14 protein-coding genes and 1 pseudogene are annotated in these 12971 nt (G+C 43.3%); 8 read left to right on the top strand and 7 right to left on the bottom strand.

Annotated elements, in window-relative coordinates; genetic code table 11:
• Window positions 1-92 precede the first annotated feature (92 nt).
• From F6J94_RS20180 to F6J94_RS20170, 3 genes are all read right to left on the bottom strand, one after another.
• Window positions 93-428, bottom strand: a complete 336-nt coding sequence (locus F6J94_RS20180) for a hypothetical protein (protein ID WP_293043674.1) — start codon at window positions 426-428, stop codon at window positions 93-95.
• 398 nt (window positions 429-826) lie between these two features.
• A complete protein-coding gene (locus F6J94_RS20175) occupies window positions 827-1027 on the bottom strand; it encodes a hypothetical protein (RefSeq protein ID WP_293021272.1) in 201 nt (66 codons plus the stop codon).
• A 431-nt stretch (window positions 1028-1458) separates the two neighbouring features.
• Entirely contained in the window at window positions 1459-2607 is a 1149-nt protein-coding gene (locus F6J94_RS20170; protein ID WP_293043672.1) for a GTP-binding protein, read from the bottom strand.
• A gap of 313 nt (window positions 2608-2920) precedes the next feature.
• On the opposite strand from F6J94_RS20170, the gene F6J94_RS34365 reads away from it, so the two are divergent.
• The 3 genes from F6J94_RS34365 to cysS all read left to right on the top strand — a co-directional run bounded on the left by F6J94_RS34365 (window position 2921) and on the right by cysS (window position 5216).
• A complete protein-coding gene (locus F6J94_RS34365) occupies window positions 2921-3139 on the top strand; it encodes a helix-turn-helix domain-containing protein (RefSeq protein WP_367142246.1) in 219 nt (72 codons plus the stop codon).
• On the top strand, window positions 3114-3455 hold the full coding sequence (locus F6J94_RS34360; protein ID WP_367142245.1) for an RNA-guided endonuclease InsQ/TnpB family protein: 342 nt from the start codon (window positions 3114-3116) through the stop codon (window positions 3453-3455). The genes F6J94_RS34365 and F6J94_RS34360 overlap by 26 nt, the downstream gene beginning before the upstream one ends.
• A gap of 285 nt (window positions 3456-3740) precedes the next feature.
• Complete coding sequence (gene cysS / locus F6J94_RS20160; RefSeq protein ID WP_293043670.1) at window positions 3741-5216, top strand: cysteine--tRNA ligase; 1476 nt, start codon at window positions 3741-3743, stop codon at window positions 5214-5216.
• Here the strand turns inward: cysS and F6J94_RS20155 are convergent.
• Together F6J94_RS20155 and F6J94_RS20150 are read right to left on the bottom strand one after the other, a co-directional pair.
• A complete protein-coding gene (locus tag F6J94_RS20155; RefSeq protein WP_293043668.1) occupies window positions 5194-5358 on the bottom strand; it encodes a hypothetical protein in 165 nt (54 codons plus the stop codon). The genes cysS and F6J94_RS20155 overlap by 23 nt on opposite strands.
• Before the next feature lie 130 nt (window positions 5359-5488).
• Window positions 5489-6373: a sulfotransferase domain-containing protein gene (locus F6J94_RS20150; protein WP_293043666.1), complete on the bottom strand. Its 885-nt coding sequence runs from the start codon at window positions 6371-6373 to the stop codon at window positions 5489-5491.
• Between the two features lie 233 nt (window positions 6374-6606).
• Between F6J94_RS20150 and F6J94_RS20145 the strand changes: the two genes are divergently transcribed.
• The 4 genes from F6J94_RS20145 (at window position 6607) to F6J94_RS20130 (ending at window position 10677) form a co-directional block, all read left to right on the top strand.
• A complete protein-coding gene (locus tag F6J94_RS20145; RefSeq protein ID WP_293018830.1) occupies window positions 6607-6744 on the top strand; it encodes a hypothetical protein in 138 nt (45 codons plus the stop codon).
• On the top strand, window positions 6734-7555 hold the full coding sequence (locus F6J94_RS20140) for a pentapeptide repeat-containing protein (RefSeq protein ID WP_293043664.1): 822 nt from the start codon (window positions 6734-6736) through the stop codon (window positions 7553-7555). Before F6J94_RS20145 ends, F6J94_RS20140 begins: the two co-directional genes overlap by 11 nt.
• A gap of 734 nt (window positions 7556-8289) precedes the next feature.
• Window positions 8290-8538, top strand: a complete 249-nt coding sequence (locus F6J94_RS20135) for a DUF4212 domain-containing protein (RefSeq protein WP_293018832.1) — start codon at window positions 8290-8292, stop codon at window positions 8536-8538.
• Between the two features lie 447 nt (window positions 8539-8985).
• Window positions 8986-10677 carry a sodium:solute symporter family protein gene (locus tag F6J94_RS20130; RefSeq protein ID WP_293043662.1) on the top strand — a complete coding sequence of 564 codons (1692 nt, stop codon included), beginning with the start codon at window positions 8986-8988 and terminating at the stop codon, window positions 10675-10677.
• A 103-nt stretch (window positions 10678-10780) separates the two neighbouring features.
• Here the strand turns inward: F6J94_RS20130 and F6J94_RS20125 are convergent, their stop codons facing one another.
• Window positions 10781-10969 (bottom strand): hypothetical protein, encoded by a 189-nt coding sequence (locus F6J94_RS20125; protein WP_293043660.1) that lies wholly within the window; start codon window positions 10967-10969, stop codon window positions 10781-10783.
• A 146-nt stretch (window positions 10970-11115) separates the two neighbouring features.
• Between F6J94_RS20125 and F6J94_RS20120 the strand changes: the two genes are divergently transcribed.
• Window positions 11116-12222, top strand: coding sequence for an AI-2E family transporter (locus F6J94_RS20120; protein ID WP_293043658.1), 1107 nt, complete (start codon window positions 11116-11118; stop codon window positions 12220-12222).
• A gap of 244 nt (window positions 12223-12466) precedes the next feature.
• Here the strand turns inward: F6J94_RS20120 and F6J94_RS20115 are convergent.
• Window positions 12467-12834 (bottom strand): annotated as a pseudogene (locus F6J94_RS20115) (hypothetical protein); the annotation flags it as partial.
• Between the last annotated feature and the right edge of the window lie 137 nt (window positions 12835-12971).

Raw genomic sequence — 12971 nt, 5'->3', positions numbered from 1 at the left:
GAATAGGGAATAGGGAATAGGGAATAGGGAATAGGGAATAGGGAAAAAAACTGTGTACCTCATTACTATGATAAATGCTATATCATTTAAGGCTAATAGTATCTTAGCAAGGTCAAGCTATCTGCCCATTCGCGCACACGGTTATGATCTACTGAGGAACCATTACGACGATAAGCTTCCAGGGCTAATATACTTTGCTGAACCATTTCCTCTTCAGTGAGAGGTTGAAAATTTAATCCTGAGTCTATCTCTCCGTAATCAAAGGATTCTTCTGTTATTTGGTTGGATTGATTGGTCAGTAATTTTTCAAAATCTTCTAAGTTACTAGATGGGATAATTAGCCATTGTAAGAGAATCGTTTTGACTTCTTCTCCAGGTAATGCCTCAATATGGTCTAAGAGTTGTTGTCTAATATTACTTCCTGTCATCAGCGTTTTAGTTTTATAAACTTAACCTTAATTATAGCAATTATCATAGGTATTAGCTAAGCATTCAGCCGTCAGCTAATGCGCTACGCGCACGCTACGCGAACAGCTTATGTGCTACGCACACGCGTGCGCGTTCAGTTAATTTGCTACGCGCAATCGGTGCTTTTGAATAAAATAAGCTGACCACTGACCACTGACCGCTGACCACTGACCGCTGATAGCTAAATACTTACAAAAAAATAGCCGTAGAAATACTATCCACGGCTATTTAAAATCCACAATAAGTCAGTTGAAATCGCGATGTCACTAACTTCCCAATTCTAACCCGATGTGATCAGATTGGATTGGCCAAAGGTGACTTGGCCAAGGGGGGGAAACCCCCCCAGAAAGTTAAGGTGTTATGGCAACAGCCAATACTTGGTTATGGTAGTCATCACTTCCCCGGGAACATCAGTTTTCTCCAGAGGAGTCCATTCTGCAATCTCCGCATAGCCTAGGGAATAAAGCATCTGCATGCTATAGATTACGGCTTCACGAGAACCTTTTAAGACGTGGTGAGCAGGTTGTTTTTTGAAATTTCGGGAAAATTTTTGTGACATGAATAAAAAATCCAACTCATCGGGTTTATATTGATTATTGTAATGATTATAATTATTTTTGTCAAGGGTTTTATAAAAGTTTTTTTTGGGAAATTAAGAATGGTGAATTAAGAATGGTGAATTGGGAATGGTGAATTGAGAATGGTGAATTAAGAATTGGGAATTGGGAATTAAGAATTAAGAATTGGGAATTGGGAATGGTGAATTAAGAATTGGGAATGGTGAATTAAGAATTGGGAATGGTGAATTAAGAATTGGGAATTTAGGTATAATTTAGAATTTTGGCTTCTGGCTTCTGGCTTCTGCCTTCACCATTATTAATTCTGCCTTCACCATTATTAATTCTTAATTATTAATTCTTAATTCACCATTATTAATTCTCAATTATTAATTCTCAATTCACCATTATTCATTCTTAATTCAACAATTACTTACCAAATCCCCGTCCCTGTATTGGTAGACTCTGAAGAGATACACTGGTTTAATTCCTCACGTAATGTATCATGATCTAAATCTTGTCCAATCAGGACTAATTGATTTTTTGGTTCACCTTTCCACTCATCATCTTCAATAGAGAAACGCTTACCACTGAGGTGGAATATGTGACGGTGAGGACTTTGATCAAACCAGAGAATTCCCTTAGCGCGGAACACATTAGAGGGTAACTTATTGTCTAGGAAATCCTGAAACTTCCGAAGCCCTAGGGGCTTGTCACTCTCGAAAGAAAGAGACGTGAATCCGTCAATTTCTAGGTGATCGGAGTGATGGTGATGAGCGTGATCATGGTCATGGTCATGGTAATGATCATGGTGGTGATGATGGTCATGATCATGATCATCATCACAACAATCATGATCATGATGGTGGTGATGGTCATGATCATGGTGGTGATGATCATGATCTGATCTTTTGCTGTCGAAATACTTATCGGACTCAAAGAGACCAACACTGAGAATTAAAGGAATTGGCACTTGGGCTTTAGTAGTTTTCAAAATCCTAGCATCAGTTTTCATATCTCTGAGCCTGCTTTCCAATTGGTCTACATTGGCTTGATCTACCAAGTCAGTCTTGTTGAGGATAATAATATCCCCATAAACAATCTGATTAGTTGCAACGTCACTATTAAATAGATCGATACTAAAGTTTTCTGAATCTACCATAGTGACAATAGAATCAAGACGAGTCATATCTCGCAATTCTGTGCCCAAAAAGCTTAGCGCCACTGGTAAGGGGTCAGCTAATCCGGTGGTTTCCACCACTAAATAATCCAGCTTTTCTGGATGCTCCAATACGTTGTAAACTGCTTCAATTAAATCATCATTAATGGTGCAGCAGATACAGCCATTATTCAGGGCGATCATATTATCATCAGTATTGATAATCAGCTCATTATCAATACCAATTTCACCAAACTCATTAACAAGGACTGCTGTTTTGACGCCTTCTTGATTACTTAAGATATGGTTAAGGAGGGTGGTTTTCCCGCTACCCAGGAAACCGGTAATAATGGTAACGGGTAAGCCTTGTTTCGGAGCTTCCATCCCTTGACCAGATGGGGAATCAGTCGGTAAAGTTTGCATAAGGCAACTTGTGAAAACAGTTCAGAATCAAGATCTACCAAGATATCGTATTTTATCTGAAACAGCAATTCATCTCCCGCTAACCCTACGGGTATAACGGGAGACGGGGCGTGTAAAGTGCGGACGCAGGTGACCCACACAGCCCCTCATGAATTGCTAGGTGCGCTTGACCCGTAATTAAATTCGCCACGGGTCGCACCTCCACTTGACAATTTACACAGAATAGATTAAAATGTGAATGTATATTAAAGAGTAAATAATGGTCGAAAAAGCTTACCGTTACCGTTTCTATCCAACCCCTGAACAGTAAACTCTGCTGAGGAGAACTCTAGGATGTGTAAGACTTGTTTACAACAAAGCTTTAGATGCTAGGACTTCAGGTTGGTACAAACGCTCCCGACGGATAAGCTACAAGGAAACTTCCTTAATGTTGACAGAATGGAAAAAAAAGGATGACTTGTTCTTTTTGAATGACGTTAGTTCTGTTCCTCTTAAAGGTTGCCAGGGTGCATGCACAAATCAAAGACGCTAGACGAGATTTTCCCCACAAGCTAACTACTCAACTGGTCAGAGAAAACCAATTGATTGCGTTTGAAGATTTTGCTGTGAAAAATCTGGTCAAAAATCACAAACTAGCTCAAGTTATCAGTGAGGCCAACTGGGCGGAAATAATTCGTCAGATTAAGTACAAGTCTCAATGGTATAATCGAGAAGCCATTGCCATTGATAAGTGGTTTCCTAGTAGCAAACTGTGTTCTGTGTGCCTAAATCGTTTTGAGTGTTTACCTTTGAATATTCGGGAATGGGATTGCCCATCCTGCAATGCTCACCACGTTCGCGTAGCGTAGCCCTTCGGGCTAATCGTGATATAAATGCATCAATTAACATTTTGGCGGCAGGACTTGCCGTGTCAGTCTGCTACGCGACCGTAAGACCCGTTCGCGTAGCGTCGCCTACGGCGAAAGAGAGTAAATCTCGGAAGGCTGGTGCGAAAAACTCCCCCAAGGGGAGAAGGAAACAGAAACCTAAGTCGTGAGTCTTAGGAATCCCTGGTTATAATCTTTGATATAACCAGGGAGGATGTCAATAGTATATCTATAGCCCACTGTTGGTGATTTTATCTTTTCTTTGTCATGACCCTACACCTTTACAATACCTTAACCCGCCGCAAGGAATCCTTTGAGCCATTGGAAACTGGTAAAGTCCGGATGTACTGCTGCGGCATTACGGCGTATGACTTTTGCCACTTGGGTCATGCTAGAACTTGTATTGTCTGGGATACTGCTCGTCGCTACTTACAATGGCGGGGCTATGATGTGAATTATGTCCAAAATTTTACAGATATTGATGATAAAATCCTGAACCGAGCGCGAAGGGAAGGCACCTCTATGGAGGCAGTATCTGAACGCTTCATTGATGCCTATTTTGAAGATATGGCAAGGCTGAATGTCCAAGAGGCTAATGCTTACCCCCGCGCGACTCATACCTTAGATGGAATCAAGCGACTGGTGTGTGAGTTGGAACAAAAGGGCTATGCTTACGAAGCGGATGGGGATGTGTACTATTCAGTGCGTCGGTTTGATGACTACGGCAAACTCTCTGGGCGCAAGTTAGAGGATTTGCAAGCAGGAGCCAGTGGACGGGTAGATGTAGCAGACTCCACTGAGCCTAAGAAGAAAGACCCCTTTGATTTTGCGCTTTGGAAAAGCGCTAAGCCAGAGGAACCCTCCTGGGAATCCCCTTGGGGAGCAGGTCGTCCAGGTTGGCATATTGAATGCTCGGCGATGGTGCGAGATATGCTAGGGGAAACCATTGATATTCATACTGGTGGCTCTGACTTAGTTTTCCCCCACCACGAAAATGAAATTGCTCAATCGGAAGCTGTAACTGGTAAAAGCCTAGCCCGTTATTGGTTACACAATGGTATGGTTAAGGTGGATGGAGAGAAAATGTCTAAGTCTCTAGGCAACTTTACTACTATCCGAGACTTACTCGACCGTCCCGTTGACCCGATGGCAGTGCGCTTATTTGTGTTAATGGCGCAATACCGTAAGCCAGTAGATTTTACTGATGATGCGATCGCATCTGCTACCAATGGCTGGCAAACTCTCAAAGAGGGCTTGCTTTTTGGACATAACTATGGTAAAGAATTAGGGTGGGATAACCAGTCCCCCACACCCACACCCTCAAACCCCCTACAGGGAGAAAAAACTATAGCGCAACAGTTCCAAGAAGCCGTAGATGACGACTTAAACTTTGCTGGAGGCTTAGCGGTATTGTTTGAAGTGGCCAAAGGGTTACGCCGGGAAGGCAATATCCTCGTACATCAGGGTAAAACAGAGACTCCTGCTTCAGAACTAGAGCAGCAATGGCGTAGTCTCGTGGAATTAGCCGAGGTATTAGGGTTAGAAGCACAACCAGAAGCAGAAACTGAAGTTTCTACTGATGGATTGAGTGATGGGGAAATAGAGGCACTGATTCAGCAGCGAGCTGAAGCACGGAAAACCAAGAACTTTGAATTAAGCGATCGCATTCGCGATGACTTGCAAGCTCAAGGGATTACGTTGATTGACCAGGGTGGTGGCGTTACCACATGGCATCGCAATTAAGGCTGAATTGTGAAGACGGCAGCTGAATTGTGAAAGTAACAACTTGTTCGCCCTTGGTGCTTGGTGTAGGGAAGGTTGAAGGTTGAAGGTTGAAAGTTGAAGGTTGAAAGTTGAAGGTTGAAAGTTGAAGGTTGAAAGTCAACCAGACTTAGCACTCAAACTCAGCACTCACAATTGATGGAGATGTTAACAAAGCTAAGCTGGCAAACTACTATAGGAATCCTAAATCAATGGTGACAATTTTTGATGCCATATTCCCTACTCCCTACTCCCTACTCCCTACTCCCTTCAAATTCAAATTCAAATTCCAGACCAAATTGTGCCATTCTCGATTGATATAGAGCATCAAAAATACTAGTCTCTTCTGAAGAAAAGTGGTTTTTCCAATCTCCTACAATTCCTTTGCGCATATGTTTGGGGATACCTTCTCGCTGAGGCACCCAATCCAGATTAGCTTTGGGATTGATTGCCATTGCCGAAAAGTCACTGGCGGCAACCACAGTATCGAGTAAATTGGACGTTAAGGGAATATCTATAAAGCCAGCAACATCGGTAACGACTTGAGCTAAATTCTTTTTCATGTCTTCGTACTTGACAAACATGACATTATCTGAATGTTGGCTCGCTTTCCACCAGTCGAATACATGATCAAATATTGAGCCATAGGCAACCTTACCTTCACGATATAGCTGAATAAATTCGCTCCAACTCCCCTCGTATCCCATTTTGCTCAATGCATGATAATAATAGGATACAGCATTATCCTTAGGATTGCGAGCAACATAAATATACTTTGCTTTAGTTTCCCCAAACATTGGCATCAAAGACAACGGTAAATGAGTGTGAAAGTAACGGCGATCGCTAGGAGTTTTAATCAGATTCTCTAAACCTCCATAACGAGTTGCTGCACCTTCTAACCAAGGCACTGCTTCACTCAATACTTTGTCCCCTTGCTCTCCATTGTTAGCAAGCAAGTGAACAATCTGCTCCATCCACGTTGTCCCAGATTTAGGATAGGCTACAACAAACGTATCCCGATCCCCCACTCTAAAGTCTTTAAGGGCATCCATTTCCTTCTGGGTAATGAAAGCTGGAAAGACAATTAGACCTTCTGGATTCTTACCGTCTTTAACCAGTGCTTGCTTATAGTCTGCCATGGATTATACAAAAACAACAACAGGACTGACGCAAAGCCCCCTAAATCACCCAATTCTGGGGTACTTTAACATCATTACCCCCAATTTTTGGGGGTTAGGGGGGCAAAACTAACTCAACTTCGTAAGTCCTAAACTATAGTCAATAGTCGGCCTTTTCAGCAGCAAAAATCAAGGTTTAAAGCAAGTTTGATAAAACAGAGATAGCAAAAACTACGGCGTTGCTGAATTTTTGAATGAATCGGAGTAGAGTGGGCATCCTGCCCGCCCGACCAGATCTCGAACGGGCAAGATGCCCATTCTACAAAACCCTTAAAATCATTCCATTATTCAGCAACGCCAAAACTACCATAGCTCACATCAATGAAACTTAGACAATCGTTTATCTTGGGAATTTCCTTGGGATTGGTTGCCCTTTTGGGAATTACTTGGCTGATTATGAATCGAGACAATCCTCTCGACCAGTTACGGGAAACAAAAAATTGTCAAAACTGTAATTTAGCAGGGCTAGAACTTTCCAGAGAGGATTTAAAAGGAGCGAATCTGGAAAAGGCTAATTTAGAAGGGGCTAACTTAGCGGGAGCTAATCTAGAAAAAGCGAATTTGGTAGGGGTCAACTTAGAAGGGGCTAACCTAGAAAATGCTAACCTGAAAAAAGCTAATCTCAGTGGGGCTAATCTCCGTAGAGCTAACCTGAAAAAAGCTGACCTTTTTTGGAGCAACCTAACAGAAGCTAACTTAGAACAAGCTAATCTGCAAGAAGCAAACTTATCACATCTTTCCGCCAAAACAATTAAGCTCGAAAGAGCTAACCTCAGGGAAGCTAATTTATCAAAAGCCAATCTAGTCGGGATTAATCTTAGTGGAGTTAACCTAGAGAAAGCGAATCTCCAAGAAGCAAATCTGGCTTATCTGAATACAAGTGCTTCATTGCCAATCGATCACTATTTAATAAGTGCCAATATCAGGGGGGCTAACTTGATGGGAGCGAATCTTGAACAGGCTGACTTGAGGGGAATTGACCTCTCCGATGCCAACCTCTCCGACGCTAGCCTCAAGGGAGCACAACTAGACTATACCTTGGAGCTTACTGATTGGGGTTCTCCCAACAAAGTTTACCGTGCCAACCTCAAGGGGGCGAACTTAAGCAATACCATCATGCCCGATGGTAGTATCCATCAATAGGGATACTCTTATATCAATTCAGGTTGAATACCTATAATTACAGGGAGGGTGGGGAGATGGGGAGATGGGGAGATGGGGAGATGGGGAGGTTGAATTTTAGCGATCGCTTTTGCTGATCAACTTACGATTTATTTTATCGAAACTTAACATAATCTGGCTCTAAGCTTTACATTTCTTGACGAAATAATATTCACAATTCATTTAATATTTCTTTAAACAACGGGAAAAGCGGTCTGGGGCAGTGGCAAATTGCACAGATGTGATTAGCCTATGCTGGTGCCTATCGCCCAATGCCATGCCCTAAAGACACCAGTAAATCCCCATAATTGTTTAGTTTTATTAAGAAAACCCCGAAAAGACGGTTTTTGTTCACCTTTGGTGTAGCCTATCCCTAAGCTCCGGCAAATATTCTGTATACCCTAGCACATTTTGAAATACCGATACGCCATGTTAAGGCAATTGTAAGCATATGGGCTACGCGCACGCTGCGCTAACAGCCGTCAGCCGTCAGCCGTCAGCTTAAAACAAACTATCTAGCTGACGACTTCAACGGACTCAAAGCCAAAGACTATGAATTCCTCGCTCAGGCGAGGGAACTAACGTGTAAGTTGATAGCTGATAGCTGATAGCTGATAGCTGATAGCTGATAGCTGACGGGCAATTATCGGTGGTTGCTTTATATCCAGAAGCTAGTCAAGGGCAAATATTACATTTAGTGCATTACTAATAAAACTATGAACCAGAACAAGCGTCAGGCATACTGGCGTGCCAACATTGCATTAATTCGGAATCTCCTAATTGTTTGGGCATTCGTATCCGTTTTATGCAGCATTCTGCTAGTAACATTACTAAACAATGTCAGTGTAGGGAATATTCCCCTAGGCTTCTGGATGGCACAACAAGGTAGTATTTTTACCTTTGTCGTCCTAATTTTTATCTACGCTATACAGATGGATAAAATTGACCGTAAATACAAAAAGTAATGTTTACTATTGGCAACTAAATTGGTAAATAAATGGCTTTGCTTAACTAAGAGGTTGTCTGAGAAGTCTCATTTGCTACATCCAAGCCCCCGTGGGTCCCCCAATTCTGGGGGACTTTTACAAGCAAATTGACTCTTCCCCCAAAGTTGGGGGGTTAGGGGGGCAAAATTCAGTATAAAAAACTTTTCAGATATCCTCTAAGGTATAAGATCAATTATAGTTGTTTATAGTTAGCAATTAGCACTGACAATTCAGGAATTGTCATAGGGTAATTCTATAGTATTTTAAAATAAAAAAATACCGTTTTTTAATTACTAACAATCCCTATATGGGGTTTCTCATAGTAATGATGTACATAGGATTTTTTCCCGATTCCCGTTTTCCCATTCCCTATTCCCTATTCCCTGCGCGCAGCGCTATAGCAATTATTTAGACAAAGAAATATCTATGACAGTTGAAGCTTGGACCAGTGTATTGGTCATTATTTCGTTTATTCTCTACCTTTACATTGGTTGGCGCTCTCGGGTGCGCGATAGTAAAGGGTTTTTCGTAGCAGATCAAGGTGTTCCCGCTGTTGCTAATGGTGCTGCTACAGCGGCGGATTGGATGTCTGCTGCTTCCTTTATCTCTATGGCAGGGCTAATCTCTTTCTTAGGATATGATGGCTCAATTTACCTAATGGGTTGGACAGGGGGATATGTGCTACTAGCGCTATTGTTAGCCCCTTACCTGCGGAAGTTTGGAAAATACACAGTACCGGACTTTGTGGGAGACCGCTATTACTCGAATATTGCTCGGTTGGTAGCAGTAGTTGCTGCTATTTTTGTCTCCTTAACTTATGTCGCAGGACAGATGCGAGGGGTAGGTATTGTATTTAGCCGCTTTCTGCAAGTGGATATCGTTCAGGGTGTAGTGATTGGCATGGTAATTGTGGCATTTTTTGCCGTCCTGGGGGGGATGAAAGGAATTACCTGGACTCAAGTAACCCAGTATGGCGTGTTGATTGTGGCTTACCTGATTCCAGCGATTGCGATCGCAACTCTACTGACCGACAACCCCATTCCCCAGCTAGGATTCACCTTCAGTGACATTATCCCGAAACTCAATCAAATTCAGGTAGATCTAGGTTTCCAGGAATACACTAAACCCTTTGCCAACAAGTCCATGGTGGATGTCTTATTTATCACCATTGCCTTGATGGTCGGTACCGCTGGACTTCCCCATGTGATCGTACGCTTTTACACCGTACGCAATGCTAGAGCTGCTCGTTATTCCGCTGGCTGGGCGCTATTATTCATTGCCATACTCTACACCACAGCTCCCGCCGTTGCTGCCTTTGCCCGCTATAACCTGATTGATAGCCTCCATAACCATACCATTGAGGAAGTGCGTCAGCTCGACTGGGCAACGAAATGGGAAAATACTGGTTTATTGGCCTTTGAAGATAAAAACAACAATGGCAAGATTGAGCTGAAACCGGACAAAGAGACCAATGAAATTAAGATTGACCGAGATATCATTGTACTCTCCACACCAGAGGTAGCCAAACTTGCTCCCTGGGTGATTGCCCTAGTAGCAGCAGGAGGACTAGCCGCTGCTCTATCCACTGCATCAGGATTACTGCTAGTGATTTCTAGCTCAATCGCCCACGATGTCTACTACCGCATCGTTAATCCTAGGGCGTCAGAGTCTCAACGATTGATGGTAGGTCGAATTATGGTAATTGCTGCCATTGCCATTGCCGGTTACTTTGGTATCAATCCCCCTGGATTTGTAGCCCAAGTAGTAGCCTTTGCCTTTGGTTTAGCCGCTGCCAGCTTTTTCCCAGTGATTCTGTTAGGGGTATTTGATAAGCGAACCAACCGAGAAGGGGCAATTGCTGGCATGGTGGTAGGGTTAATTTTTACCACCGTTTACATCATTGGGGTGAAATTCTATAGTATGACACCCTGGTTTTTCGGTATTTCCCCTGAGGGGATTGGTACCGTAGGGATGGTGCTTAATTTCATCGTGACTGTAGTGGTTTCTCGCCTGACACCCCCACCTCCAGCAGAAATTCAGGAGATGGTGGAAATGTTGCGAACACCCGGTGATGCTCCTCCAGCCCTTGATGATGTGGGTGAAGAGGAGTTGGATTGATCAAGGTTGTTCGCGTAGCGTGGCCTTTGGCCAAGGTTATGGGGTTGTTCGCCTTTGGCGTTCGGTATAGGGTAGGGTGTCTTTCAGAATGTAGAATGTAGAATTAAGAATGTAGAATTGCCAATTCTAGGGTTGCTAAATCTTCGCGCTGAATAGGAGTAGAGTTGGCATCCTGCCCGCCCGAAGATATAGCGATGCAGCGCCGACCTGCGGGGGTTTCCCCCACTCGCGCTTTGCATGGCTGACATTGAAACTGGCAAGATGCCAGTTCCACGCCTGATGCCCATTCCATTATTCAGCAACGCCCAAATTCTACATTCTGCATTCTGAATTCTAAATTCAAAAGGGTAGGTTGAAGACCGTACCGTCAACCGTCAACTAATTCAGCTGTTTTCTCTGTAGACTATTTGCAGGCACTCAACATGCAAATGGAAGTCTATGCTACGCCTTAAAATCTCCTTAGCTAACTTACTGCTTATTGTTGCTACTGGCTTGACAATCGTCCTGCTATGGCAACTGAGAGCTTTGCTAGTAGTACTGATGATTGCAGTAGTGCTCGCATCTACTCTAGCACCAATAATTGATAGTGCTGAAAAGTTAAGGATTCCCCGCTGGCTAGCGGTTATTCTGGTTTATTTAGGCTTAATCGCTGGTTTGACAGGGATCGGCTTAGTGATTGGACCAACAGTAGCTCAGCAAATTCAGCGTTTATTTCGGAAACTGCCAGCCTATTTGGAGGTTTTAACCTCTTTGTTAGATGCTTTAGCGATTCGCTTAGGGATGACTGAACTGGCTCTGAGTAAAATGTTTGATGCTGGGACGGTTACATCATGGGTGATTAGTTCCTCTCAGAAGTTGCTAGTGCAGTCCTATGGATTGACACGGAGTCTTCTTGCTGGAGTGTTTACCGTAATTCTGGCAACACTGCTGTCTGGTTATATGTTAGCTGGGTCTGAACAATTGATTAAAGGGGGGGTAAGTTTGTTTCCTAAACCCTGGGATGAAAAATTGGCAGCCCAGGTCAAGCCAGTCAGCCAACGGATGGGGGGTTACATTCAGGGGCGAGTGGTGGTTTCAGGAATTTTAGGCATGGCGATTACTGTTGGTTTAAAATTTTTGGGACTGTCAGAGTTTGCCTTGGGTTTGGGTGTAATTGCTGGGGTGACCAATTTGATTCCCTTCTTTGGTCCGGTCTTGGGAGCAATTCCAGCATTGATTGTGGCAATTGCTCAAGGGGGATGGACTTTCTTGTGGGTATTGCTGCTATTTGTGATTATTCAGAATCTGGAAACCTACATTCTTGACCCCCTACTGGTGGGGTCTTCTGTGAGAGTTCACCCTTTATATCAGTTGTTGGCAGTGCTAGGTGGTGCAAAGGTTTTGGGGATTCTTGGTGCTTTGATTGTTCCGCCTTGGGTAGCTGGTGCAGCTCTGGTACTAGAAAATTTGTACTTGAAGCCGAAACTGGAGGCGGAACAAAATGCTGCTACTATCTCGGCAGCTTCTGACTCAGATGCCTCAAATGCTCTTTCTTTCAACGGATAGTATGGTCACTATACATTGAGAGATCAGCAATTAGCAATTAGCTTTCAGCAATTAGCTTTCAGCAATCAGCTTTCAGCAATTAGCTTTGAGCTATCAGCTTTGAGCTATCAGCTTTGAGCTATCAGCTTTGAGCTATCAGCTTTGAGCTATCAGCCATTGGCCTATGGCCACGCTACTTGAGGTGCTTTTGAATAAAATAAGCTGACGGCTGACGGCTGACGGCTGACGGCTGAATGCTTACCACACCGCAGATAGAGCATTGTAAAGGACGCAGCATTTCACAGCGGTCTACTCGTCCAAAACCTTTACGAGTCTTTCCTTTGTGTCCGGGCTGTCCTCCAGGTTTTCTTTTAGCTGAAGTGTTGGATTCAGCAGACGAGTGAAGGTTTCTTTTCGGACTTTTTGAGCAAGTCACTTGATGGCGGTTTGGATGAAGTCTGACTATCGAGGTCTCGGCTGATCACGAGTCGTTCGATTTCGAGGGTGAGCTTCTTGACGCTTAGCCTGCTGTTGCTCTAGCTGCTTCCAAAGTTCCAATATAATCTCTACCAGTTCTTCTTATGATAACTGGTCGTATTGAGCCATTTTATGGGAAAGTCCGAAGCTACACATTCTTTTAGTAATTTTGCGACCCCACCCCAAGCAAAGTCAATCCCCTACCTGAATCCTTACTTTGGTTCAACAAATCCATAAACATCCTCTCCACTCATAACTATGGTGTACTACTGCTGTAGGTCTTTCTCCTATAA

The organism is Moorena sp. SIO1F2, assembly GCF_010672755.1.
Taxonomy (GTDB): domain Bacteria; phylum Cyanobacteriota; class Cyanobacteriia; order Cyanobacteriales; family Coleofasciculaceae; genus Moorena.
Note: the sequence above shows the minus strand (reverse complement) of the source record. Positions and strands in the feature narration are given on the sequence as shown.